The sequence below is a fragment of the Methylophilus sp. E2MeOHC9 genome (assembly GCF_058744375.1).
The window spans coordinates 1,724,360-1,748,407 of sequence record NZ_CP196024.1; the positions used below are offsets into that span (position 1 = coordinate 1,724,360).

The window sequence follows — 24,048 nt, forward strand, 5'->3', positions numbered from 1 at the left end:
CGGCCATGCCATTTCAACGCATTACCGTTAAATGCAATCGGCTTAGCGCTTCATCACATCTAAAGTCAGCTTGCTAGGCACCTGATCGTGGTCAGCTTTGACCGCAACAGGGGGCGCTGATGCTGCCCTATCCGCACTCACTCCTGCTTCACTCAATACTTTCTGAATAGCATCCGCACGGGCTTTTGCCAACGATTGCAGGTCAGTTTCAGACACCTGTATGCTGGTAGTCAACGCTTCCTGCGCCTGCGCATAAAACCCAGCCGGGGCTTTTTCCAGTTTGGCTGCCAAACGCTTGAGCAAGCCTTTGTTGGTCAGGCGGTCATGCAAGGCCTGGATCGCTGCTTGCGCTTTGGGGTTATTCAGGTCTATGGGCCCCGCCGTTTGATTTGCTTCCAGGCGCACACCCATTTCTTCGGCTACTTGTTTGCGCAAAGTGGTTTCCTGGATCGCACGCGTGTCTGTCGCACTGTCATAGCCGGGGATGATGCCCAGTTTTAATTGCTGGCGTTTACCCAGCGCAGTGCTGACAGCATGCAGTTTCTCCAGTTCTGGCGGGGAAACAATGGATTTCCCAGGCTCAAACACAATCGCTTCCGGCTTTTCGCTACTGCCAAACAGCTTGCCGAGCGCGCTGAAAGGGGAGGTCACGATTTTAGTCAGCACATTGGTGAAGGCCTTCCACAAAATACTGCCATAACTGAATTTTGGGTCATCCAGGCTGCCGCTGATGGGTAGATCCAGGTCGATCACGCCATCACTGTCTTCCAGAATGGCAATGGCAAGATCCAGCGGCAGATTGGGTGCGTCTTTACTATCGACCCTTTCACCCAGCGTGAGTTTTTTGATGATGAATTTATTCTCGCCAGCCAGTTGCCGCTGTTTGATTTTGTATTCCAGGTTCACCGATAGTTTGCCCGACTCAATTTTGCGGCCGGCGAACTTGCCCGAGTAAGGCGTCAGGTGATTCATTTCAAGATTGGTAAATGCCAGTTTGATATCGGTGAAGTCGGTGGCTTTGAAAGGTTGCAATGCGCCATAGATACGCGCAGAACCATAGTCATCGACTTTGCCATCCAGTTCTACCTGGGCTGTTGCCGCTGGGTTAGTCGAGATGCCATTAATCACCCCGCCAAGCGAGTGAATGTGCGTGCCAAAAGGTTGTGGCAACGACAGGTCGGCAAACTCCAGCTCGGCACCATTGATGCGCAAGGTATCAATCGCAACAGGAAAGTCTGCTGACTTGTTTTTATCATTGCTGTCGGCGGCAGTATTTTTGGAAGGCGTCACCGTGCCTGCCTGGTTTGCGATTGCCGGGTTAGTAGCAGATGCTTCGCTGCCAGCGGATGCCGGGTTGCGCATCACTTTTGAAATATTCAGGCTGCGGTCCGGGTAAATAATGAATTTTGTTTGCGGGTTATTTAGCGTCAGCGTACTGATCTGCAAGCGGTTGGGCGCCAATGACAGTGCCAGGCCATCACCCTGCAGTTTTTCCCAACGTAAAAAAGGTTGCTGGCTGGACTCTTCGAGTAATGACCAGTGATTAACGCTAAAGCCGCCATCAAATGTCGTCGTGCCGTTTGCCGCTTGTTGCAGTTTCCCCTGCACACTCGCACTGCCATCTTGCAGCTTAAGCAGCGCGACTTGCTGGATATAAGGCGCAAAAGGTTTGAGTGACAGATCGGCCAGCGATAATTGCAGGTCCGTTTTAAACGGCGCTGGAGATAACTTCCCCTGGGCGCTGAACTGCCCGCCCTGTTTCAGCTTAAAGGCCGCTTTAAGAGGTAAGGCGCGTGTCATCTGCTGGCTCAGGTCGGCCACTTCAATCCTGCCATCCGTCACATCAAGGATCACCGGTGTGGAGGTGGTTTGGTCTTCAATATGAATATCTGCGTGTTGCAAGGTAAAGCGTTTTAAGCCATATGCCCATGTGGACTTTGTTGCTGGTGCAGGCGTGGCTGTTGATGTGTTCACTGGCTGGGTTTGCATCGCCGGTGTATGTTTGAGTGCAGCCGGAGCGAGTAATGCTTGCCAGTTCAACTGTTGATCAGCTTGCCGGATGACGCTGGTTTTCAGGCCGGTCAGTTGCAAAGCACCCAGGCTGATGTTTTGCTGAGCCAATGCCACGTGACCATCTGTCAGTGCCAGGCTGGCCAGTTGCGCGACTGGTTTATTGTCTGATTGTACGCTGAGCTGATTGGCTTCGGCTTTGACCTGCCTGATCTGTAACTCTGCCTGCTGGGCTACTGTTTGCTGCTCTAGTGACAGTTGCAGGTTAAAGTCAGACACCGTCGCTTCCAGTGGTTTGGCAAATTGCTGGTCAAGGTAGGTGAGTTGCCAATGCGCAAGCGCAATGTTTTCAATAGCGATATGAAAAGGCGTTTCCTGCTTTTCTGCAGCGGGCGTTGCCTCTTGATTGGCTGGCGTTTTTTCGGTGGGCTGCGTCGCCGTCGCCGAGGCAAATGCCTGTTGCCAATCCAGGGTACCATCGGCGCGATGTGTCGCGGCCAGTTTGCCATCTGCCAGCACAATGTTGGCGATAGCGGCGTGGCGTTCGGCCAGGTTCAGGCTTACTTGTTCAACCGACAAGGCAGGCAAGTGGAAAAGGTTTTTTTGCTGGTGCTGTAACTGCAATTGGCCGAATTGCAGGTTCAGGTTTTCAAAACTCAGCTGCGCATGGTCGCTGTGGCTAAAGGCCAGGCCGGGTAATGTGGCATTGGCCGATGCCAGCGACAACGTGGCTTGCGGTTTTTGTAACTGCAGTTGATCCAGTTTAAAAGTAATTGTTTGCGTTGTGATGTTAGTAGCTTGCTGTTGCTCCAGCAGTAACTGTTTGATAAATAACGTAAGTTGGTTCAAGGCCAGGCGATCACCTTGCGCCAGTTTTCCTGCCAGGGCGTGGACTTCTAATTTGGCATCGCTAAGCAATAATCTCGGATGCTGGTTCGGCAGGGAGAAATCATATTTGAGCTGGCTGGAAAAAATCCCGGCATCGGGCTGTAAGGACAGCGATTGCGTATTGACCCATTGCGCGACTTTGGCTATTTGCAAGCCTTCGATCGCCAGCGAGCCTTGTGATGCCAGCGGATTAACGCCGAAATTACCTTTCCATTTTAAAGTGCCGCCCTGGTAAGGCAGTTTGGCCGCAATCAGGTAGTCGCCACGGTCTTCAGGCAGCGTCGAAAAGCCATCCAGTTCAAAGTCCAGCGGCTTTAATGAGGCTTGCAACGGCGTGGCATGATGATCATCCAGGTATTCGATATCGCCCTGGCGGATATCGATATTTTCAATAATCACACGCGGTAGCTCTTTTTCTGGCGGCGTAGGGTCCTCATTTAGTTTGGCGATCAGGTCAGCCCAGTTGAGGCGTCCCTGTTTGGAAATATGCAGGTTGATACGGGGAGAGGATACTGCCACCTGTTTCAGTTTCCAGGCCCAACTGAACAGGCCACTGAATTCCAGATCTACAACCAACTTGTCAAACGATGCCAATGGCGCGCCATTTTGCTCAGTCAGTGCAAAGCGATCTATGGTGGTCGTCAACCGGAAAGGGTCAAACGTGACTTTTTCAACGCTGGCTTTACTTGCCAGTTGCGATTCTGCCACCTTGGGCAGCAACCATTTCGCCAGCGGATTGACGGCCAGCCAGGCAAACAGGAAATAGAACACAACGAGTCCGGCAATGATCTTGGTAATCAGCGATTTGCGCAGTGCGGTAAGTACGGGAGTGAGGCGATTTAACATAGGCAGATAATTTAGCAGATTTGTGCCGAAAAGTGCCATTCACTGCGTGAAATCACGTACAAAGCGATGATTCCAGGTTTGCTGAAGGTGACATATTCATGGTTTTTAATGTATGCTTAAATCATCTCTTTACACAGGATGCTGTTTTCAGCAGTACGTATGGCTTCTGAGCCGGAAAAGTTGTCACATAAACCCTCTTTATTAGAACGATTAAGTCATTTTCTTCTGCGCGAGCCAGAAGATCGCGAGCAACTGGTTGAGTTGCTGCATGGGGCTTATGAAAACCACTTGATGGATGGCGATTCCCTCGCCATGATTGAGGGTGTCCTGCAGGTCAGTGAAATGCAAGTGCGCGATGTCATGATCCCGCGCTCACAAATGGATGTGATTGACATTGCACAACCCGCTGAAACCTTCCTCCCGTTTGTCATTGAAACAGCCCACTCCCGTTTCCCGGTCATTGAAGATAATAAAAATGATGTCATAGGCATCCTGCTAGCCAAGGATTTGTTGCGTTATTACGCTGACCAGTCTTTCGAGTTGCGCGATATGCTGCGACCGGCAGTGTTTATCCCTGAGTCCAAGCGCTTGAATGTATTGTTGAAAGAGTTTCGCAGTAACCGTAACCATATCGCCATTGTGGTGGATGAGTACGGCGGAGTGGCCGGCATGGTCACGATTGAGGATGTGCTCGAGCAAATTGTCGGCGATATCGAAGATGAGTACGATGATGACGAAACCGAAGGTAATATCATCCAGCAAGAGGCTGGTACCTATCGTGTTAAAGCGCTGACGGAAATCGGTGAACTCAATGAAGCGCTGGGTACCCAGTTTAGTGATGAAGAGTTTTCTACCGTGGGTGGCCTGGTGGTGAACCATTTTGGCCATTTACCAAAACGCGGTGAGCAGATTCGCATTGATAACCTGAGCGTCACTGTCGTGCATGCCGATAGCCGTCGCGTACATGTGCTGCTGGTAGAACAATTGCCGGAAGAGCCTTACCCGATAGAATCTGTCTAGTATTTGTGCATGCGGCGTTGGCGCGAACCAATAGTTGTTTTGATTGCCTGACTATCTGAAAAGGAGCGTTAAGATGAAAACACAATCCTGGTTTTATACGCTGGCGGCGGCGTTGCTATCGGTAAGCCAGCCTGCATGGGCTGGCCAGACGACTGAAAAACTTCCTCAGGACGAGCAAGGCTTTGTGAATGCAGTCAGCAAGCTCAAGCGCTCAGAAATTATTGCATTGCTGGGCGAACCTGCGCGTGCAGAAGATGTGAAATTAAAAGACAGTGGCCGCGTGGTGGCCTCTATCTGGCATTACCATAATATCAACAAGGACGAGCAGGGCGCTTTTTACCCTACCACCGAGCTGGATATTATTGATGACCAAGTCAGTGTGATCGTGTTTCTGAATAATGATGGTTCAGATTCTTCGCAAGGTCAGACCTACGAAGTGCAACCCCAGGAAGGGCAACCTTTTTAATAGGGAAGGCTGATTTTTGCTGAGTCATTACCCGAAAATATAAAGGGCGCCTCAGGCGCCCTTTATATTTCACACGAATGATAAGGTCGTTATTTTTTCAGGTTGTCACGAATTTCGCGCAACAGCAGAATGTCTTCCGGCGTGGCTGCAGGGGCTGGTGGCGGTTCAGATTGTTTCAGGCTGTTCATGAATTTAACCATCTGGAAAATAATAAACGCCAGGATAATGAAGTTCAGCACAATGGTAATGAAGTTACCGTAGGCCAGCACGGCGCCTAACTTCTTCGCTTCCACCAGTGCCAGGTCAGCAGATTGGCCATTCAGCGGCACATACATATTGCTGAAATCAAACCCGCCAAAAATCTTGCCGATCACCGGCATGATGATGTCGTTGACCAGCGAGTCAACGATTTTGCCAAACGCGCCGCCTATGATCACACCGACTGCCAGGTCCATGACGTTGCCTTTTAGCGCAAACTGTTTAAATTCCGATGCCACACTCATAGCTGATACTCCTCGAATTGTTAATTTTTGTTTACATAAACTTGCATGAGTGACTATAGTCTTTGATTTGCCTAGTTGTCAATTATCTGCTGCCATTCATTGAAAAATGGGCAGTGTTATATAATGCTGCCATATTAAGCCCAAAGGTCTGGCACCCATCCATGCAGTTGTTTCATACTTTGCGCGAATTGCGCGCGTTTCTTGAGGATCACACTGGCCAGTCTATCGGTTTTGTCCCCACCATGGGCAATTTGCATGCCGGGCATTGTGAACTGGTTCGGCAGGCTAAAAGCCGGGCAGGTATCGTGGTGGTGAGCATTTTTGTGAACCCGTTGCAGTTCGGGGCGAATGAAGATTTCGGTAGTTACCCACGTACATTGCAAGCAGATTGTGAGCAATTGCGCGCCGTAGGTGCAGATGTTGTTTTTGCCCCGGCAGTCGAGGAAATGTACCCTGACTTCAATGGCCAGGATTTGCAGCAGCAAGTCATCGTGCAGCCTCCGCCACTGGCGGATGGTTTGTGTGGTGCCAGCCGACCTGGGCATTTTGCCGGTGTGGCGACGGTGGTGACCAAGTTGTTCCATATGGTGAAACCTGATTTCGCCGTGTTTGGTAAAAAAGACTACCAGCAGTTGATGGTGATCCGGACGCTGGTGCGGCAACTCAATTTTGGTATTGAAATTGTTGGAGTTGAGACCATGCGCGAACTTTCCGGTCTGGCCATGAGTTCCCGTAACGGTTATCTGACCCCTGAGCAAAAAATACAGGCTGCCCAACTGTATGCACAATTGCAACAGGTGCGGGCGGCGTTGCAACATGGCAGGCGAGATTACGAGGCGTTGAGCCAGCATGCTGTTTTGACGCTCAAACAACTGGGCTGGCAGGTAGATTATGTAGAGATTCTTGCACAACATGATTTGAGCACGCCTTCCGCCAGCCAGACGGAACTAGTGGTATTGGCCGCGGCCAAACTGGGTAATACCCGGCTGATTGATAATTGTGAAGTGAGCCTTTAGGAAAATCGTCGCGTTTTTATGAAAATTATTTTGCGCTAAGCTATTGATAACTTTATAATTACGACCTTTTCCGCGCTGGCGGGAATTAACTGAAGGGATGCAATGCAAAGAACCATGTTGAAATCAAAGCTGCATCGGGTGCGTGTCACGCACAGCGAGCTGCACTACGAGGGTAGTTGCGCCATCGATGAAGCCTTGCTGGAAGCTGCCAATATTCACGAATATGAGCAAATCCAGATTTACAACATCAACAATGGCGAGCGCTTTACGACTTACGCGATCCGCGCTGAGCGTCATTCCGGAGTGATTTCTGTCAATGGTGCTGCTGCACACAAGGCAGATCCGGACGATCTGATTATTATCGCCAGTTATTCACAATATACCGAAGCTGAGTTAGCCAGCTATCATCCTCAACTGGTCTATGTCGATACGCATAATCGTATCGTCGAACAAAAAGACCATATCCCGGCGCAAGCTGCCTGAATCCATTGAATGTGCCCATGCAACCTATAGATAAAAATATCTCCCTTGAAGAGATGAAACTGGCCGTCGTCGACGCGCTGGAAGACATTAAAGCGTTTGATATTACCGTCATGGATGTACATAAGATGACGACGCTCACCAGCTACATGATTGTGGCGAGCGGTAACTCCACCCGCCAATGCAAGGCGATTGCGGATAATGTCCGCGAGAAGCTGAAAGAAAAAGGCGTGGACGCACGTGGTATCGAAGGTGAAAAAGATGGTGAATGGGTTTTGGTTGACCTAGACGAGATCGTCATCCATGTCATGGTGCCTGCCACCCGTGCTTACTACAACCTTGAGCAGTTATGGAGCGAGTCGCAGTCGCGACGCGCAGCTTCTTCCGCCGCTTAATCAACGTCATCTGCACCATGTGCGCGCAGACTAGAGTACAAGCTGTACTCAACACTAAAGCCGGAGCAACCTTGCAGGTTCTCAACGATTTTAAGTGGGCTCGCGCACTGGTTTTCTCCCGCTTCACTCTATTCGCCATCGCTGCATGAAGCTAAATATCATCTCGGTAGGACATAAAATGCCTGACTGGGTTGAATCCGCCTGTGCTGAGTATTTAAAGCGCATGCCGCGCGAGCTGGAAACGCGCATCATCGAGATCAAACCCGACAAGCGTGCAGCAGGCAAAAACAGCGAAGTCGTGCAAGAAGCTGAAGCCAAACGTATCCTCGAAGTCGCCGGTAAAGATTACCTGGTGGCGCTCGATGAGAGTGGCCAGGCGGTTACTACGCTGCAATTGGCAGAAAAGTTGAAAGGTTGGCAGGAGCTCGGCCGTGATGTATCGCTGGTCATTGGCGGTGCGGATGGCTTGCACCCGCAATTGAAGGCGCAAGCGCAGTGGCTATTCAGCCTTTCAAAGTTAACCATGCCGCATGGCATGGTGCGTGTGATGCTGGCCGAGCAACTCTATCGCGCGCATACGGTCCTAAGTGGTCATCCTTATCACCGGGAATAATCATGTCTAAAGCTTTGGTCTGGTTGCGTCGTGACTTACGCCTGGAGGATCATGCCGCCTTGTATCATGCGCTGAAGCGACACGAGCAGGTCTATGTGGCATTTGTGTTTGATAGCGATATCCTCGATGCCTTGCCTGACAAACACGACCGACGGGTTGAATTTATCTGGGAAAGCGCAACTGAGCTCAAACACGCGTTACAGCAGTCAGGCGCCGATTTACTGGTCCGCCATGGCAAAGCGCTGGAGGAAATCCCCAAACTGGCGCAACAGCTTGCAGTGGCAGCCGTGTACGCCAACCGCGATTACGAGCCGATGGCGATTGCGCGCGATGCGCAGGTGGCGCAGGCTCTGTTGCGCGCCGACCAAACCTTACATTTATTCAAAGACCAGGTGTTGTTTGAGCAGGATGAGATCCTGACCCAGACCGGCAAGCCTTATGGTGTATTTACGCCTTATAAAAGAGCGCACCTGGCCAAGCTGAATCCGTTTTACCTTAAAGCTTACCCCGTAAAACGCTATCTATCTTCTTTGGCCAATATAGCCAGCGAACCCATGCCGTCGCTGGAAAGCCTGGGTTTCTCCCGCACCAATTTAAAAAACATGCGTTTGCCTACCGGTATCGCTGGCGCGCAACAACTATTTAACGACTTCCTGCAGCGGATAGAAGATTATGAGGATGCACGCAACTATCCGGCCATCAAAGGGGTCTCTTATTTATCGGTGCATTTGCGCTTTGGCACTATCTCGATCCGCCAATTGGCAAATGCGGCCTGGCAATTGTCACTTGTCGGCAATGCGGGCGCAGCCACCTGGTTGAGCGAGTTGATCTGGCGGGATTTCTATTTTCAGGTTTGTTACCACCGGCCGGATTTGCAACTGGAAGGCCGTGCCTACCGCCTGGAATATGACCAATTACCTTTTCCCAACAATCGCGACTGGTTTGCGGCCTGGTGTGAAGGGCGGACTGGTTTCCCGATTGTAGATGCGGCCATGCGCCAGCTGAACCAGACCGGATATATGCATAACCGGTTGCGCATGGTAGTGGCCAGTTTCCTGGTGAAAGATTTGTTGATTGACTGGCGCTGGGGCGAGCAGTATTTTGCCGAAAAATTAATTGATTTTGATTTCTCTGCGAATAATGGAGGCTGGCAATGGGCGGCTTCTACCGGCTGTGATGCGCAACCGTATTTCAGGATTTTTAATCCGCAGTCACAGTCTGAAAAATTTGATGCACAAGGCAAGTTTATCCGTAAATATGTGCCTGAGTTAGCTGCGCTGGATAATAAGGTGATTCATGCACCATGGACAGGGTCAGTAAGCAAGAAAGACCAACTGGTTAGTATGCCGGAAGTGGACTATCCGATGCCGGTTGTAAACCATGCTGTACAGCGGCAAGAGGCGCTAGCACTATACAAAAATAATGTGAAGCAAAAATGACATTTGATGTAGAATAAACTCGTTTTACGCTGCGGTTGGTAAGGTGGTAGTAAGGTTTTCGTTGTAGGTCGTGATTACGTTGTTGCCCTTCAATTTCTGCAATGGGCGCCGTAAAAGTGATTGCAGGGTATTTGTAGGATAGATAAGCTTCTTACATGCCATGACTAAATTTATAAAGGCATTTATATCAATTCGCTTCATCTAAAATATAATGAAAAATATGAAAAAACTAAAATCCGTTTTATTGATTGCATTACTTGTAGGTCTTTCGGGGTGTGCAACCACCAATAAAGACCCGCTGGAAGGCGTCAACAGGGGAATATACAAATTCAATGATGTGGTGGATCAATATGCCATGAAGCCGGTTGCCAAGGCTTACAAAGCAGTGACCCCTTCACCCGTACGTACTGGCATCAGCAATTTCTTCAATAACCTGGGTACTTTGACCACGGTTGTGAATGACCTGCTGCAATTGAAATTCGCGCAGGCATTCACCGATGCTGGCCGTTTTGTGATTAATACCACTTTTGGTATTGCCGGTTTTATTGATGTTGCCAGCAAAGACAATATTCCAAAACACCAGGAAGATTTTGGACAAACCCTGGGCCACTGGGGTGTTGGTCCCGGGCCCTATCTGGTCTTGCCGATTTTAGGCCCTAGCACCGTGCGTGACGCGGGTGGCCTGGCATTTGATACGGTGACATCTGACCCTATCACTTACCTGCACAACACCGGTCAGATTCGTGCCCATAACCAGATACGTTTAGTACAGTTTGTGGATAAACGTACACAATTGCTGGATGCTAAAGACCTGGTAGATGATGCGTCGATTGACCCCTATGCCTTTATGCGTGATGCTTATCTGCAACGCCGCGCCAGCTTGGTTCAGGATGGCATCGTACCGCAAGAGTTGTTGCAGGATGAGTTTGAGCCGGAAGATGAAGAACCAGCTAAAGCGACTTCAGTTGAGCAGCCAGCCGCTGCTGATACGATAGTGTTGCAATCGGATGCGCCAATTGAAGAAAATGTCAGCGCTGTCGCTAGCGAAGTCCAGCAGCCTGCTGTGGAAGAAATCGCAGTTGCTACTGAGCAAGCTGTGTCAGATCAAACAGTGCCTGATGTAGCAGCAGATTCAACTGAAACACCTGCGGCGACACAAACTCAGGAAGTATTGCCGCCGCTGGTTGATCAAGTCAGCCAGCAACCTGCGGACGAAACGGTCGCGACGGAAGAACATACCGCCAATGTAGTGGCCGGAATTGATGAAACGTTGCTGACACTGGAAGTGCCTGCAAAATAATAGCGTTGGCAGCTAGGCAGGCCAGTAAGAAGTCATTCGCCTGAAGTCATCAAGCTTAATAAAAAAGGCTTTGCATTGATTGCAAAGCCTTTTTTATTTGTGTCGCAGCCAGCTTAATCGGCAGAGGCAATCGTCATACGATCAATCAGTATCGAACCGGTCAGTTTTGAGCTGTTCGGAATCGTATCGTTACCAATCGCAATAATGCCTTTCAACATCTCCAGCATGTTGCTGGCAATGGTGATCTCTTCCACAGAGTGAATAATCACGCCTTTCTCTACCCAGTAACCTGCGGCACCACGCGAATAGTCGCCAGTAATCATATTCATGCCATGACCAAGTAATTCGGTCACCAGCAATCCGGTATCCAGTGTTTGCAACAGTTGCTCTAATGACTGCCCGGTCGAACGCACCAGGATATTATGCGAGCCCCCGGCATTACCGGTCGATTGCATGCCTAGTTTCCGCGCTGAGTAGCTGCCCAGCAAATAGCCTTGTAATACGCCATTTTTGACCAGGGTACGCTTTTGGCAGGCAACGCCTTCATTATCGAAAGGGCTGCTGCCTGCGCCTTTGTGGATAAAAGGATCTTCATCGATATGCAGCAACGGGCTGGCAATCGTCTGCCCCAGGCTATCCAGCAAGAATGAAGATTTCCGGTATAAATTACCGCCTGATATGGCGCTGATCAGCGTACCAATCAGGCCACTGGCCAGCGGCGCTTCAAACAGCACCGGATACTGGCCGGTTTTAATCGGGCGCGCGTCCAGCCTTTTTACCGTACGTGAGCCTGCAATCTGGCCCACTTGTTCTGGCGATACCAGATCGTGTGCATCGCGGGCGCTGGTGTACCAGTAATCGCGCTGCATCTGGTTGTTTGATTCTGCAATCACTGAACAGCTGATACTGTGGCGCGAACTAGGGTAGCCGCCCACAAAACCATGGCTGTTGGCATAGGCAAACGCGCCACTCTGGCTATACACGCTCGCGCCTTCACTGTTGCTGATGCGCGAATCGACCGCCAATGCTGCCGCCTCACAGCGTGTTGCCAGGGCGAGGGCCTGCTCGACGTCGATATCCCAGGGATGATGCAGTGACAGGTCTGGAAATTCTGTGGCCATGCGCTCAGCATCTGCCAGGCCGCAAAATGTATCTTCTGCAGTGTATTTGGCAATATTACAGGCCGCCTGCACTGTATCTTTAAGCGCCTGCATGCTCAAATCAGACGTGCTGGCGTAGCCTTTTCTCTGCCCGAAATAAACGGTGACTGAGCAGCCTTTATCGCGGTTGTATTCGATGTTTTCCGTCTCGCCCTGACGCACGGAGACATTCTGTCCAGTGCCAAAACTCACGTCGGCTTCTGCACTACTCGCACCTGAAGCCTTAGCCAATTGAATGATGTCTTGCGAGATTTGTTTGAGTTGTTCCAGTTGCATGCTATGGGCGCTTGTTTTTTGCTTGGCAGTTAAAGCTGGTATCATACCGTGATTTGGCACAGATTGCTTTTCCCATGACCGCAGAACCCCTTGATGAATCTCTCCCCCCCAGTAAAACCAAACTAAAGGCAGAGGCAGATGCCGCGCAGGAAATTGGGCGTCAATTGCTTGAGTTACCGAAAGACAGGTTAAAGAAGTTACAACTGGACGAGGCCTTGAGTGACGCGATTGTAGAGGCTAAACGACTCACCGCTAACGGTGCCATTCGCCGCCAGAAGCAATATATCGGCCGCCTGATGCGTGACATTGACCTGGCGCCGATTGTGGAACAATTACAAAAATGGGAAGGCAAGCATCTCGAAGAGAATGCCCGCTTTCACCAGATGGAACGCTGGCGCACCCGCCTGATAGAAGACGCCAAAGCGTTTGAGTTGTTTCTTGTCGAGTATCCGCGCACGGATGTGCAGCAGATGCGTACACTGATCCGCAATGCGCAAAAAGAGCAGGCTGCCAACAAACCACCAAAAAGCAGCCGTGAGTTATTCAAAATGATTCGTGAACTGGCCGAAGGTACGAGCAGTGCGCCGGATGAGTCTGCTGAATAAAATCAGTGCTAGCGGCGCAATAGATGTACAGCACACTTAAATCAATTACATTTCATTTAAAACAGGCTTGTGCACTTACAGAAGAGTGCCAGCCACCAGGGGAGTGTCGTGCAGAATAATATTGATTTGGAACTGGATTTAACAGGACTGGAAAGCCCTGAACCGATGTTAAGAACCAAGGATGCCATAGACAGCTTGCCGCCTGGGCAGGTGATGCTGGTTAAAACCACGGCATTGGGCAGTGAGCAGAATATCCGTAACCTGATCAGCAATCACCCGGTGACTTTGCTTTCTTTTAAAAAAGAGAATGGGATATTTCATTTCTTGATAGAGAAAACATCCACGTCCGCCACTTCAGCAGATTCAAACAGCTAGGATTCTGTCCTTTTAGGAGGCAGCAAAAACCTCCACGGCTGACGATAGAGCAAGGTCATTAATTCCAGCGCAAATGCTTTCCAGTGCCGGTAACGCACCTGCCGTGATTTCATGGCCACAAAAATAGCCAGGCCAAAACTGGTCAGCAAATTGACTGTCCCCACCACCACAATACCGAGTAACGCTGTGCCCAGCAGGTAATAACTCAACTGAAAATCCAGCGCAGAAAATGCATAGCCGGAGAAGGCCGCGACAAAGGTGACATGGCGGATATCCAGTGGCAAGCCCAACATCACACCTAAACCGGAAGCAAACCCCAGCAGGCAGCCAAAATAGAAGTTACCCGCCAGCGCGCCAAGGTTGTGGCGGATATATTCCGCGATACGCAATAGGCGTTCTTTACCCAGCCAGCGTTGCAAGCGAGGCAGGTTGGCAATGCGTTCCGGGATGCGGTTATAGGCTGCCAGATTGTCATGGTAACCTGCAATCAAGCCAGATAGAAACAGGCAGACGCCAGCCACGGCGGCATATAGTGCGCTGAGGCTGATCAAGGGGTTGTTGGAATCAAGCAGGATATGCGCTTTGGCCTCACCGATAAAATGGTGGCCGCTGTATTGCACCACCAGCCAGTCGATCAACATCGCCATGGGGATCACCACAATCACATTGCCCAAAATGGCGATGGTCTGGCTGCTGGTGGTCTGCGCCACGATGTTGACCAGATTGTGGATGTTTTTACTGTCATGCCCGTCGTCGTCAATGGTGGCGGCGATAGTGGCCGCCGTCATCGCTGGCTGTTTGGTGGCAACGGTGAAATGCAGCAGGTGAATGAGAACAAAGCCCAACCCATAGTTAAGGCTGAAGAAAATGGCTTCGGCCAGGGGCGCAAAATGGTAGCTGGCGATGATGATTTTAAACATGGCCATAAACGCAATGATCACCCCGGCACCCATGGCTGAACCCATCAGCCTGTAATACTCCTGCCGGTGTTGCGCAATATAGTGTTCGCCGGTGTGGCTGGCATTTTCTGTCACGCGCAAAGCCAGTAATTCGGTGTTCTGGCGCCAATAGTCAGACAGATTATTTTTTTTGCATTCCGCATACACCAATTGTTTAAACAGCCGCGCAATCGCATCGCTGACATCGTGCTTGAGCAGCAAACCATGCAAAATATCCACCAGCAATTGCATGCGGTGGATTTGCTGCAGCATTCTTTGCATCAATGCAGTCAATGAAATACTGGTGCCGGTTTTGGCATTCGCCTTGCGGATGTCATTAGTTAATTGTTCGCAACGCTTGAGCACCTCATACAGATGCTGAATATCATCGGCGTTAATCACAGTCAGCGTGAGGAATTTCTGTATCTCGATATTCTGCGTGATAAAAGGTGAGGCATTATTCTCCAGGTCCTCATGCTGTAAGATCAGCTCAGGGTCAAGGCCGGAGGCGGACAGTCGATAAGAGAGTACCTGTAACGCATCCTTCAGTTCCTGGGTGCAACTTAGCTGCTGCGCGTAGTTGCCTTCGCTCAGCGCCAGGGTATGCATAAAGTCGCGCCAGACGGTATTTGGTACGCCGGTGACCCAATAGGCATCACTATTGCGGTAAAAAATCTGCCCGAATACATCTTTCAGGTATTTGGGGTCAGGGACTTCAGGCAGCAGTTTGTGAGAGAAGCGGCGGTAGATTTCGGTAAAAAAGCCGAGGTCAGACTGGATGCCATGCTCTGAATACAGCGAAATGACACTTTTTTCATCCAGCAGGCGCAGGATGCTATTGCGTAACGCCAGGGCGAATTGCGGCTGTTGTTGTAGCAAAAAACACAGTGCCTGTATGGATTTGCTGGCACTTTCGGTATCCGTGGCATGGTGAGGGCGGATGTCTTCAAATAATGCGCGTAGAAACGCAATGTCGTCGATATGACCAGAGGCGATACGCGCAGCCTGATGGTCGAATGTCACTTGAAACATGTGAAACACTTTCTTTTTTTGATAGGGGCGACTATGAGCAGGTAAAGCCTGCTGTTAAAGAGTCACTTGTAATGAGAGTGGTTCAGTTTTTCGCTCGATCTTTAAGGTCACCGGATTGCCCTTGAATCGTTTGACCAGGGCGGATAAAGTCGCAGCATCGTTGACTTTTTCCTGGTTAATACTCAACAACTGATCGCCGCGTAATAATCCGCCTTGTTCGGCGGCTGAACCATGAATCACGGCAATCACACGAACTCCCTCACTTGGTGAAGCCGGCTGGTCACCGTCTTGCGAGGATGGGCGGGATACCAGTTTAATCACGTGTACGCCCAGCACCGGCGGCGGTAGTTTTGCCCAGAAAGTGGCGTAATAGCGATATTTACCCGGCTCGGCAGCGACATCTTTTTCAGTCAGCGATTGGCCTTTTTTAATGGCTTCTTTAATCACCTCCATTTTTGAGGAAGGCGAAGCGTTGCCGGCTTTTTTAACGTAGACCAGAATCGTATCCGCCTGGATAGCGCGTCCATGGCTGCGGGCTTGCTCGGGAGGCACTTCTCCCGATTCAAAAGCGCTGAAACCCATCAGGTCGTAACCGTTTTCCAGCATGTTGATATTGTCATCGTCGCGGCGGTTACCGCTTAGTAACTCAGGCTCTGGGTTGGCTTGCAGTGAATGCAAGTTTCCCTGATTTTGCGCCTGGTAGTTTTTGGCGTAGAGATTGTCATCAGCAAAGGCGGTTGGCGAAGTCATGCATAAAGTCATCATCACCAGCAAAAGCGGCCTGAAAAAAACATGGCTTGATGCGCTGGTTTTAGATGTGAAATGCACTCTGTTGCATAAAACTTTCATCTGCTTTCTCCATAATCAATGACACGTTTTAGTCTGACTCATGTGCCGGGTAATGTTATGATGTGCCGGTACATTAACACAGACTATCTGGATTCTGAGCAATTCAATCCTGCCCGATCCAATCCAGGCCAATGCAACACAAACCTCAACGTTAATAGACCTAAAGTTATGCAAGCACAATTCACGCGTATCGGGCTGGTTTCCATCAGTGATCGCGCATCTCAAGGCGTGTATGAAGATAAGGGTATTCCCTCGCTGTCTACCTGGCTCGAAAACACCCTGATTTCCCCCTTTGAAACCGTTACCCGCCTGATTGCCGATGAGCAGGCGATTATTTCAGAAACACTCAGGCAACTAGTCGATGACGAGCATTGCCACCTGATTCTGACTACCGGCGGCACTGGGCCTGCGCTCAGGGACGTCACGCCAGAAGCCACGCTGGCCATTGCGGATCGCGACATGCCTGGCTTTGGAGAGCAGATGCGGCAAATCAGCCTGCGCTTTGTACCGACGGCCATCTTGTCGCGCCAGGTGGCGGTGATTCGCAAACAATGCCTGATCATTAATCTGCCAGGCCAACCCAAGGCGATACAGGAAACACTGGAAGGCTTGAAAGATGCCGACGGTAAGGTGCTAGTGCCCGGCATTTTTGCGGCCGTGCCTTATTGCCTGGATTTACTGGCAACAGAAAACCACCCTATGCCATATCTGGAAACAGCAGACAATATCGTCAAATCCTTCAGGCCAAAATCTGCCCAGCGCCCCAGCCCCCTTGTTAAAGAATAATTGAATCATGAATTACAAAAGCATTGCTACGCTGATTTTTATCGCGTGTTTCACCATTCTCACCTATTTGTTATTAATGGAAATGCCGCCAAGCAATGATGGCTCACTGTACAAAGATAAGATAGAGCATATTATTGCGTTTGGCGGCGTGACGTTTTGGGGGCTGATGGCTTTCCCCGCGCACCGGCTGCCTATCGCGCTTGGCTTAACTGTGTTTGGTGGCTTAATGGAGGTATTGCAAGGGGTGATGACTACCACGCGACAACCTAGTATTTATGACTGGTACGCCGACCTGGTCGGGATCGCATTGGCATGGGGCATGGTCATCTTGCTACAACGCTGGTGGGTAAAACGGCATGGCTGAGTTTGATCTCATTGCTCAATATTTCACACGTCCCGGTCGCGCAGGCCTGAGTACAGCGGATCTGGGAGTGGGGGATGATGCAGCTTTAATCAGTGTTGCTCCCGGCTATCAACTGGCTATCTCCGCCGATATGTCGGTGTCCGGCACCCATTTTTTTGCAGAGGCTGATCCTTACTCCATCGGGTGGAAATCCATGGCAGTCAACGTCAGTGATATGGCGGCGATGGGCGCAACGCCTAAATGGGCCACCTTATCGATTGCTTTGCCCGAGATTAATGAGGGCTGGTTAAATGCGTTTAGCCAGGGGTTATTCGCGTGCGCCGATGCGTATGGTGTCGCCCTGATCGGGGGAGATACTACGCGCGGACCACTGAATATCGCCATTAATATTTTTGGCGAAGTGCCAGTGGGTAAAGCCATTAAACGTGATGGGGCGCAGGCTGGCGATGATATATGGATCAGTGGCACGCTGGGACAAGCCGCTTTATGGCTGCAACATCGGCTAGCTAAGCTCAACTTGCATGCAGGCGATGTGGCTCATTTTGCGCCTGCCATGCATCAGCCACAACCACGCGTGGCGCTGGGCCTGGCATTACGGGGAATCGCGCACGCAGCGCTCGATATTTCAGATGGCTTGCTGGCGGATTTAAACCATATTCTTAAGGCTTCCGCCAAAGGTGCACAACTGGATTGGACGTTGCTGCCTAAACCGGCATTGCTTACAACTCAATTACCTTTATCAGTGATACAGCAGGCGGTACTGGCAGGGGGCGATGATTATGAGCTCTGTTTTACGGCTTCGCCGCAACGACGTGATGAAATATTGGCGTTGGCAGGCACACTTGCTATCCCTTTAAGCCGGATTGGTAGTATCACCCAAGCAGCAGGGCTAACCGTTTTCAATGGAGAAACCGCTATTGAATTGTCCCAGAAAGGCTATGTGCATTTTGACTGACCATCATTCACATACCGGGCCTCATGCTCTCGAGCCAGACCTTGCGTTGCTTGTCTCGCATCCTTTGCATTTTCTCAGCCTGGGCTTAGGCACAGGCTTGTTCCCGAAAGCGCCTGGCACGGCAGGTACTTTGCTGGGCTTTCCATTATTCTGGATGATCATGTCCTTACCGCCATTGCAACAATGGCTAGGGTTATTGCTGCTATTCCTGTTTGGTATCTGGTGTTGTGCATTTACCGGCCAGGCACTTGGTGTGAGCGATCATGGCGCTATTGTCTGGGATGAGATTGTCGCCATGGCCGCCATCCTGGTGACCGTGCCAATGACCTGGGCCTGGTGGGTGGCTGCATTTGTATTATTCCGTCTGTTTGATATCTGGAAGCCTTTCCCCATCAGCTGGGCAGACAGGCATGTAGGTGGCGGTTTCGGCGTGATGCTGGATGATGGATTGGCGGCAGTCATGGCGATTGTGGTGTTGCAGCTCATACAAAGGGGGTGTGATGTCGTCGCTTGAAACCTTAAGTGCAGAATTAGGTGATGCTTTGCAAGGGAAAAACTGGCAATTGGCGCTGGCTGAATCGTGCACCGGTGGCATGGTAGCGCAGGCAATCACCGCCATTGCGGGCAGTTCTGCGTGGTTTGACCGTGGATTTGTGACTTACAGCAACGAGGCCAAGGTAGATGTGCTAGGCGTACCGCAGTCGCTGATACACTCACATGGGGCGGTGAGTGAGCAAGTGGCGCAGGCAATGGCGGTTGGCGCATTGAAACACAGTCTTGCACGTGTTAGTGCTTCGGTGACCGGTATTGCAGGTCCAGGCGGGGGTTCTTTACAAAAGCCGGTAGGTACGGTGTGTTTTGCCTGGGCTATCAGCGAGGACTCTGAGCGAGCAGCGAAACTGGTGGTAGCAACGCGTCATTTTGAAGGGGATAGAGCTGCTATCCGTCAGCAAGCTGCCAGCCATGTGCTGACAGGCTTGCTAAACCTGGTTAAAGCATCAGGTTTGGGTTAGTGATGATGGTGGCCGTGATCATGGCCACCACGTCCCCAGCCACCACCACGCGGACCGCGTGGGCCGCGGTCATAACCGCGATAGCCGTTATTACCATAACCAAACTGGATGAAACCTTGCGCTGGTGGCGCATAAGCATAGCCTGGCGCACTGTAATAGCTGCTTTGCGGATGGCGGTAAATGACCACTGGCGGTGGTGCGTAATACACCGGTGGCGGCGCGTAATACACGGGCGGCGGCGCATAAGGGTTGCCTATGACAACACCGGCGGACCAGTTATTGTCAGCCTGAGCGGAGAATGCCGCCACGCTTAACGCAATTCCTAAAATGTATTTAATGATGTTCATAAAGGTTCCTCTCACGGAAAACGTTTAATGCTTTCTTGCTATTAAACGTGTGCACCTTATTACGGTTGACAATTCACTGCATTAATCGTTCGAATGCCATATCACTGATGGTCGATTTATGAAATAATTAGCAGTTATTTATCTGATTATATAGCGTTTAAACGAAAAGCGCTTTTTCCTCACACACAAAAGGCAACACCATGGATGACAATAAAAGCAAAGCACTCGCCGCCGCACTTTCCCAGATTGAAAAGCAGTTTGGCAAAGGCTCTATCATGCGTATGGGCGATGCTGATATCGGTGAAGATTTACAAGTGGTATCCACTGGCTCATTAGGCCTGGATATTGCACTGGGAGTAGGTGGTTTGCCCCGTGGGCGGATTGTCGAAATCTATGGTCCTGAATCCTCAGGTAAAACCACATTGACCTTGTCAGTGATTGCTCAGATGCAAAAACTGGGTGGCGTTGCGGCATTTATCGATGCCGAGCATGCACTGGACCCGCAATATGCTGCCAAACTGGGTGTGAATGTGCCTGATCTGTTGATTTCGCAGCCGGATACGGGCGAACAGGCGCTGGAAATCGCCGATATGCTGGTACGTTCCGGCTCTGTGGATATCGTGGTGGTTGACTCCGTCGCCGCGCTGACACCACGTGCCGAAATCGAAGGTGAAATGGGCGATAGCCATATGGGCCTGCAAGCACGCCTGATGTCGCAGGCTTTGCGTAAATTGACCGGTAACATCAAACGTACCAATACGCTGGTGATTTTTATTAACCAGATCCGTATGAAAATCGGCGTCATGTTCGGTAACCCTGAAACCACTACCGGTGGCAACGCACTTAAATTCTACGCCTCCGTGCGCCTGGATATCCGCCGTACTGGCGCCATCAAAAAAGGGGATGAAGTCACAGGCTCCGAGACCCGCGTCAAAGTGATTAAAAACAAAGTCGCTCCGCCATTCAAGCAGGCTGAATTCGACATCATGTACGGCGAAGGCATTTCCCGCCTGGGCGAAGTGATCGAGTTAGGCTCTAACGCCAAACTGGTCGAGAAATCTGGCGCATGGTACAGCTACAAAGGCGAAAAAATCGGCCAGGGCAAAGAAAACGCCAAGGAATTCCTGCGTGAAAACCCAGCGATTGCTGCCGAAATCGAAGCGCAGATTCGCGCTAACTCCAACATCCTGGCAGATGGCATGACGGCCGCCAGAACTGAGGATGATTAAACCACTTGCGTCCGCAGCCGGAAAAGTCACTGCGCCAGCGCGCCCTGGAATACTTAAGCAAGCGGGAATACGCCGCAGCTGAACTGGCGCAGAAACTAAAAGCCTATGCCAGCGACGCCGATGATATTGCCGCACTGATTGCAGATTTCAAAACGCGTGGCTGGTTAAGCGATGCCCGTTATACCGAGCAGATGGTACACGCCCGCCAGGCCAAATTTGGCGCTGCCCGGGTAGCCAATGAGCTGCGAGAGAAGGGCATTGATGATACGCTGGTGGCTGAGGCAGTGGCTGTATTGCAGGTAAATGAAGTGGAACGCGCCAGCGAAGTCTGGCGCAAAAAGTTTAAAGCGTCCCCGACAACGCGTGAAGACTGGGCGAAACAAGCCCGTTTTTTACAGAGCCGGGGGTTTACGTTTGATGTAATCAAGAAAATTTTGAATAGACACGCAGAAGATGACAGTCCAGAAGACTACAGTTAGTTACGGCAGTAACCCCAGCAGCAAACAGATCCGCCAGGCTTTCCTGGATTTTTTTGCTTCTAAAGGCCATCAGGTCGTGGCTTCCAGTTCGCTGGTGCCCCATGGCGACCCAACCCTGCTGTTCACCAATGCCGGCATGAACCAGTTCAAGGATGTGTTCCTGGGCTTTGATAAACGTGCTTACACGCGTGCAGCTTCTTCGCAAAAATGTGTGCGCGCCGGCGGCAAGCACAATGACCTTGAAAATGTCGGTTATACCGCCCGCCACCATACCTTTTTTGAGATGCTGGGTAATTTCAGCTTTGGTGATTATTTCAAACGCGATGCGATTAGCTTCGCCTGGGAATTGCTGACAGAAGTCTACGCCTTGCCCAAAGAGCGCCTGATGGTCACGGTTTACGCTGAAGATGACGAAGCGTATGACATCTGGCACAAAGAGATAGGCGTGCCTGCAGATAAGATCGTACGCATAGGCGATAACAAGGGTGCGCGTTATGCATCTGATAACTTCTGGATGATGGGTGACACCGGCCCTTGCGGCCCCTGTACCGAGATTTTCTACGACCACGGTGCACATATTCCTGGCGGCCCTCCGGGTAGCCCCGATGAAGATGGCGATCGTTTTATCGAAATCTGGAACAACGTGTTCATGCAGTTCAACCGCGATGAAGCGGGCGTGATGCATCCGTTACCAAAACCATCGGTAGATACCGGCATGGGTCTGGAGCGGATTTCTGCCGTCCTGCAAGGCGTACACGCCAACTACGAAATCGACTTATTCCAGGCGTTGATTAAAGCAGCAGCCCGTGAAACCAATACCGCTGATCTGGATAGCCCCAGCCTGAAAGTGCTGGCTGATCATATTCGTGCGTGCTCTTTCCTGATCGCTGATGGCGTGATTGCGGGCAACGAAGGCCGTGGTTATGTCTTGCGCCGTATTATCCGCCGTGCGATTCGTCATGGTTACAAATTGGGCTGTCGCGCAGCATTTTTCCATAAACTGGTTGCCGATTTAGTCCTTGAAATGGGCGAAGCTTATCCTGAACTGGTCAGCAGCAAGGCGCGCATCGCTGAAGTGCTCAAACAGGAAGAAGACCGTTTCTTTGAAACGATTGAAAATGGCATGCAGATTCTGGAAACCGAATTGGCAACCAAGCCTGCAGTTTTCAATGGTGACTTGGCCTTTAAATTGCACGATACCTTCGGCTTTCCGCTGGATTTAACTGCCGATGTTTGCCGCGAACGTGGCGTCACCGTCGATACCGCTGGCTTTGATGCAGCCATGGCGCGCCAGAAAGAGCAGGCGCGGTCGGCTGGTAAATTCAAGATGGCGCTTAACCTGGAGTATGAAGGCCAGGCCACCAGTTTTCACGGCTATGACAAGCTGGAAACCCCCGCCAAAGTGTTGGCCCTTTACAAAGATGGTAGCCCGGTGAAATCATTGAATGAAGGAGATCTAGGTGTCGTGGTGCTGGATGACACGCCTTTCTATGCCGAATCTGGCGGCCAGATTGGCGATAGCGGTGAACTCAAATCTGCTAACGGTATTTTTGCAGTGGAAGACACCCAGAAGATCCAGGCCGCAGTATTTGGCCACCATGGGGTGCTGAAAACCGGCACCTTGGCTGTAGGCGACACCCTGACTGCCAAAGTCAATCTGCAAGCGCGCCATGCGACCATGCGCAACCACTCGGCCACACACCTGATGCACAAAGCTCTGCGTGAAGTGCTGGGTGAACATGTGCAGCAAAAGGGCAGCCTGGTCGATACTGAAAAAACCCGTTTTGACTTTGTACACAATGCACCGGTCACCGATGCGCAAATTGCCAAAGTCGAAGCCATCGTCAATGCAGAAGTGCTGACCAATACCGACACGCTGGCCAAATTAATGGATATTGAAGCCGCGCAACAAACCGGCGCCATGATGCTGTTTGGCGAGAAATATGGCGACGAAGTGCGGGTGCTGGATATCGGGACTTCAAGAGAGTTGTGTGGCGGTACGCACGTGCGACGTACCGGTGACATCGGCCTGTTCAAGATTACATCTGAAAGTGGCGTCGCTGCCGGTGTGCGCCGTATCGAGGCGACCACGGGTGAAGGCGCACTGAAACTGGTGCAGACGCAACAGGCCTTGATCAATCAGGTCGCGGGTGAATTAAAAGCGCCTGCACACGAGCTGCCGGTTAAAATTTCCCAGGTACTGGATAACGTCAGGACCCTGGAAAAAGAGCTGGCACGCTTGAAGTCCAAACTCGCCAGCGCACAAGGTGATGACCTGCTCAGTCAGGCACAGGATATCCAGGGCATCAAGGTACTCGCGGCGAACCTGGAAGGTGCAGATGCCAATACCTTGCGCGAAACCATGGATAAACTGAAGGATAAACTCAAATCGGCCGCGATTGTGCTGGCCAGTGTGACTGACGGCAAAGTGAGTTTGGCAGCAGGTGTCACGGCAGATTTGATCGGAAAACTCAAAGCGGGCGAGTTGGTCAACCATGTTGCGGGCCAGGTCGGCGGTAAAGGCGGCGGCAAGCCGGATATGGCAATGGCAGGTGGTACAGATGCCAGCCAGTTACCGCAGGCGCTGGCCAGCGTCCCTGAATGGGTAAAGCAAAAATTAAATTAATTTTATCGTTAGCATTTATTTGATAGTTAGAGCGAAAT

Annotated in this window: 23 protein-coding genes and 1 pseudogene; 18 read left to right on the top strand and 6 right to left on the bottom strand. The window is 51.0% G+C overall.

All coding sequences use genetic code 11. The features are described from left to right. Positions 1-42: 42 nt before the first annotated feature. Positions 43-3,744 (bottom strand): DUF748 domain-containing protein, encoded by a 3,702-nt coding sequence (locus tag ACSSVF_RS08320; RefSeq protein WP_492402761.1) that lies wholly within the window; start codon positions 3,742-3,744, stop codon positions 43-45. 159 nt (positions 3,745-3,903) lie between these two features. On the opposite strand from ACSSVF_RS08320, the gene ACSSVF_RS08325 reads away from it, so the two are divergent. Then, positions 3,904-4,764: a CorC family transporter gene (locus ACSSVF_RS08325; protein WP_492402763.1), complete on the top strand. Its 861-nt coding sequence runs from the start codon at positions 3,904-3,906 to the stop codon at positions 4,762-4,764. 73 nt (positions 4,765-4,837) lie between these two features. Further along, positions 4,838-5,230, top strand: coding sequence for a hypothetical protein (locus ACSSVF_RS08330; protein WP_492402764.1), 393 nt, complete (start codon positions 4,838-4,840; stop codon positions 5,228-5,230). Between the two features lie 89 nt (positions 5,231-5,319). Here ACSSVF_RS08330 and mscL read toward each other — a convergent pair whose 3' ends face one another. Next, the gene (gene mscL, locus ACSSVF_RS08335) at positions 5,320-5,733 is read right to left on the bottom strand and encodes a large conductance mechanosensitive channel protein MscL (RefSeq protein WP_492402766.1); all 414 of its coding nucleotides are present in this window, start codon (positions 5,731-5,733) and stop codon (positions 5,320-5,322) included. Positions 5,734-5,894: 161 nt separating this feature from the next. On the opposite strand from mscL, the gene panC reads away from it, so the two are divergent. The 6 genes and pseudogenes from panC to ACSSVF_RS08365 all read left to right on the top strand — a co-directional run. Next, a complete protein-coding gene (panC, locus tag ACSSVF_RS08340; RefSeq protein ID WP_492402768.1) occupies positions 5,895-6,749 on the top strand; it encodes a pantoate--beta-alanine ligase in 855 nt (284 codons plus the stop codon). A gap of 102 nt (positions 6,750-6,851) precedes the next feature. Next, a complete protein-coding gene (gene panD / locus ACSSVF_RS08345; protein ID WP_442584308.1) occupies positions 6,852-7,232 on the top strand; it encodes an aspartate 1-decarboxylase in 381 nt (126 codons plus the stop codon). A 17-nt stretch (positions 7,233-7,249) separates the two neighbouring features. Next, entirely contained in the window at positions 7,250-7,624 is a 375-nt protein-coding gene (gene rsfS, locus ACSSVF_RS08350) for a ribosome silencing factor (RefSeq protein WP_492402770.1), read from the top strand. Positions 7,625-7,769: 145 nt separating this feature from the next. Beyond that, a complete protein-coding gene (rlmH, locus tag ACSSVF_RS08355; RefSeq protein ID WP_492402772.1) occupies positions 7,770-8,237 on the top strand; it encodes a 23S rRNA (pseudouridine(1915)-N(3))-methyltransferase RlmH in 468 nt (155 codons plus the stop codon). 2 nt (positions 8,238-8,239) lie between these two features. Continuing rightward, positions 8,240-9,676, top strand: a complete 1,437-nt coding sequence (locus ACSSVF_RS08360; protein WP_492402774.1) for a cryptochrome/photolyase family protein — start codon at positions 8,240-8,242, stop codon at positions 9,674-9,676. A 220-nt stretch (positions 9,677-9,896) separates the two neighbouring features. Further along, positions 9,897-10,631: pseudogene (locus tag ACSSVF_RS08365) on the top strand (MlaA family lipoprotein); the annotation flags it as partial. 458 nt (positions 10,632-11,089) lie between these two features. On the opposite strand, the gene pmbA reads toward ACSSVF_RS08365, so the two are convergent. After that, a complete protein-coding gene (gene pmbA, locus ACSSVF_RS08370; protein ID WP_492402776.1) occupies positions 11,090-12,412 on the bottom strand; it encodes a metalloprotease PmbA in 1,323 nt (440 codons plus the stop codon). Positions 12,413-12,486: 74 nt separating this feature from the next. Between pmbA and yjgA the strand changes: the two genes are divergently transcribed. Both yjgA and ACSSVF_RS08380 read left to right on the top strand, forming a co-directional pair. Further along, positions 12,487-13,017 carry a ribosome biogenesis factor YjgA gene (gene yjgA / locus ACSSVF_RS08375; RefSeq protein ID WP_492402778.1) on the top strand — a complete coding sequence of 177 codons (531 nt, stop codon included), beginning with the start codon at positions 12,487-12,489 and terminating at the stop codon, positions 13,015-13,017. A gap of 108 nt (positions 13,018-13,125) precedes the next feature. Next, positions 13,126-13,392: a sulfurtransferase TusA family protein gene (locus ACSSVF_RS08380; RefSeq protein ID WP_492402780.1), complete on the top strand. Its 267-nt coding sequence runs from the start codon at positions 13,126-13,128 to the stop codon at positions 13,390-13,392. Here the strand turns inward: ACSSVF_RS08380 and ACSSVF_RS08385 are convergent. Next, positions 13,389-15,362: a site-specific recombinase gene (locus tag ACSSVF_RS08385; protein ID WP_492402782.1), complete on the bottom strand. Its 1,974-nt coding sequence runs from the start codon at positions 15,360-15,362 to the stop codon at positions 13,389-13,391. The two genes, ACSSVF_RS08380 and ACSSVF_RS08385, sit on opposite strands and share 4 nt — an antisense overlap. 54 nt (positions 15,363-15,416) lie before the next feature. Next, complete coding sequence (locus ACSSVF_RS08390) at positions 15,417-16,112, bottom strand: PDZ domain-containing protein (protein WP_492402783.1); 696 nt, start codon at positions 16,110-16,112, stop codon at positions 15,417-15,419. Positions 16,113-16,379: 267 nt separating this feature from the next. Here ACSSVF_RS08390 and mog point away from each other — a divergent pair, with 267 nt between their 5' ends. From mog to ACSSVF_RS08415, 5 genes are read left to right on the top strand one after another with little or no spacing between them, the layout of a single operon-like run. Further along, the gene (gene mog, locus ACSSVF_RS08395; protein ID WP_492402785.1) at positions 16,380-16,997 is read left to right on the top strand and encodes a molybdopterin adenylyltransferase; all 618 of its coding nucleotides are present in this window, start codon (positions 16,380-16,382) and stop codon (positions 16,995-16,997) included. A 7-nt stretch (positions 16,998-17,004) separates the two neighbouring features. Further along, positions 17,005-17,361: a VanZ family protein gene (locus tag ACSSVF_RS08400; protein WP_492402787.1), complete on the top strand. Its 357-nt coding sequence runs from the start codon at positions 17,005-17,007 to the stop codon at positions 17,359-17,361. After that, entirely contained in the window at positions 17,354-18,316 is a 963-nt protein-coding gene (thiL, locus tag ACSSVF_RS08405; protein WP_492402788.1) for a thiamine-phosphate kinase, read from the top strand. The genes ACSSVF_RS08400 and thiL overlap by 8 nt, the downstream gene beginning before the upstream one ends. After that, the gene (locus ACSSVF_RS08410) at positions 18,300-18,830 is read left to right on the top strand and encodes a phosphatidylglycerophosphatase A family protein (protein WP_492402791.1); all 531 of its coding nucleotides are present in this window, start codon (positions 18,300-18,302) and stop codon (positions 18,828-18,830) included. The genes thiL and ACSSVF_RS08410 overlap by 17 nt, the downstream gene beginning before the upstream one ends. Next, the gene (locus ACSSVF_RS08415) at positions 18,817-19,329 is read left to right on the top strand and encodes a CinA family protein (protein ID WP_492402793.1); all 513 of its coding nucleotides are present in this window, start codon (positions 18,817-18,819) and stop codon (positions 19,327-19,329) included. The genes ACSSVF_RS08410 and ACSSVF_RS08415 overlap by 14 nt, the downstream gene beginning before the upstream one ends. Here the strand turns inward: ACSSVF_RS08415 and ACSSVF_RS08420 are convergent. Next, entirely contained in the window at positions 19,326-19,676 is a 351-nt protein-coding gene (locus ACSSVF_RS08420) for a hypothetical protein (protein ID WP_492402794.1), read from the bottom strand. The genes ACSSVF_RS08415 and ACSSVF_RS08420 overlap by 4 nt on opposite strands. Positions 19,677-19,876: 200 nt before the next feature. On the opposite strand from ACSSVF_RS08420, the gene recA reads away from it, so the two are divergent. From recA to alaS, 3 genes are read left to right on the top strand one after another with little or no spacing between them, the layout of a single operon-like run. Continuing rightward, a complete protein-coding gene (recA, locus tag ACSSVF_RS08425) occupies positions 19,877-20,905 on the top strand; it encodes a recombinase RecA (protein ID WP_379031410.1) in 1,029 nt (342 codons plus the stop codon). Positions 20,906-20,910: 5 nt separating this feature from the next. Then, the gene (gene recX / locus ACSSVF_RS08430) at positions 20,911-21,384 is read left to right on the top strand and encodes a recombination regulator RecX (protein WP_492402797.1); all 474 of its coding nucleotides are present in this window, start codon (positions 20,911-20,913) and stop codon (positions 21,382-21,384) included. Beyond that, on the top strand, positions 21,359-24,010 hold the full coding sequence (alaS, locus tag ACSSVF_RS08435) for an alanine--tRNA ligase (protein WP_492402799.1): 2,652 nt from the start codon (positions 21,359-21,361) through the stop codon (positions 24,008-24,010). The genes recX and alaS overlap by 26 nt, the downstream gene beginning before the upstream one ends. Positions 24,011-24,048: the final 38 nt, after the last annotated feature.

Bases quoted from the DNA above. Each gene is read 5' to 3' on its own strand.
- panD (WP_442584308.1), top strand. From the start codon at position 6,852: ATGCAAAGAACCATGTTGAAATCAAAGCTGCATCGGGTGCGTGTCACG.
- rsfS (WP_492402770.1), top strand. From the start codon at position 7,250: ATGCAACCTATAGATAAAAATATCTCCCTTGAAGAGATGAAACTGGCC.
- recA (WP_379031410.1), top strand. From the start codon at position 19,877: ATGGATGACAATAAAAGCAAAGCACTCGCCGCCGCACTTTCCCAGATT.
- mscL (WP_492402766.1), bottom strand. From the start codon at position 5,733: ATGAGTGTGGCATCGGAATTTAAACAGTTTGCGCTAAAAGGCAACGTC.
- ACSSVF_RS08320 (WP_492402761.1), bottom strand. From the start codon at position 3,744: ATGTTAAATCGCCTCACTCCCGTACTTACCGCACTGCGCAAATCGCTG.
- ACSSVF_RS08420 (WP_492402794.1), bottom strand. From the start codon at position 19,676: ATGAACATCATTAAATACATTTTAGGAATTGCGTTAAGCGTGGCGGCA.
- mog (WP_492402785.1), top strand. From the start codon at position 16,380: ATGCAAGCACAATTCACGCGTATCGGGCTGGTTTCCATCAGTGATCGC.
- ACSSVF_RS08400 (WP_492402787.1), top strand. From the start codon at position 17,005: ATGAATTACAAAAGCATTGCTACGCTGATTTTTATCGCGTGTTTCACC.
- ACSSVF_RS08325 (WP_492402763.1), top strand. From the start codon at position 3,904: ATGGCTTCTGAGCCGGAAAAGTTGTCACATAAACCCTCTTTATTAGAA.
- ACSSVF_RS08410 (WP_492402791.1), top strand. From the start codon at position 18,300: ATGTGCATTTTGACTGACCATCATTCACATACCGGGCCTCATGCTCTC.
- pmbA (WP_492402776.1), bottom strand. From the start codon at position 12,412: ATGCAACTGGAACAACTCAAACAAATCTCGCAAGACATCATTCAATTG.
- panC (WP_492402768.1), top strand. From the start codon at position 5,895: ATGCAGTTGTTTCATACTTTGCGCGAATTGCGCGCGTTTCTTGAGGAT.
- ACSSVF_RS08390 (WP_492402783.1), bottom strand. From the start codon at position 16,112: ATGACTTCGCCAACCGCCTTTGCTGATGACAATCTCTACGCCAAAAAC.
- ACSSVF_RS08360 (WP_492402774.1), top strand. From the start codon at position 8,240: ATGTCTAAAGCTTTGGTCTGGTTGCGTCGTGACTTACGCCTGGAGGAT.
- ACSSVF_RS08415 (WP_492402793.1), top strand. From the start codon at position 18,817: ATGTCGTCGCTTGAAACCTTAAGTGCAGAATTAGGTGATGCTTTGCAA.
- ACSSVF_RS08330 (WP_492402764.1), top strand. From the start codon at position 4,838: ATGAAAACACAATCCTGGTTTTATACGCTGGCGGCGGCGTTGCTATCG.
- ACSSVF_RS08385 (WP_492402782.1), bottom strand. From the start codon at position 15,362: ATGTTTCAAGTGACATTCGACCATCAGGCTGCGCGTATCGCCTCTGGT.
- rlmH (WP_492402772.1), top strand. From the start codon at position 7,770: ATGAAGCTAAATATCATCTCGGTAGGACATAAAATGCCTGACTGGGTT.
- alaS (WP_492402799.1), top strand. From the start codon at position 21,359: ATGACAGTCCAGAAGACTACAGTTAGTTACGGCAGTAACCCCAGCAGC.
- thiL (WP_492402788.1), top strand. From the start codon at position 17,354: ATGGCTGAGTTTGATCTCATTGCTCAATATTTCACACGTCCCGGTCGC.
- yjgA (WP_492402778.1), top strand. From the start codon at position 12,487: ATGACCGCAGAACCCCTTGATGAATCTCTCCCCCCCAGTAAAACCAAA.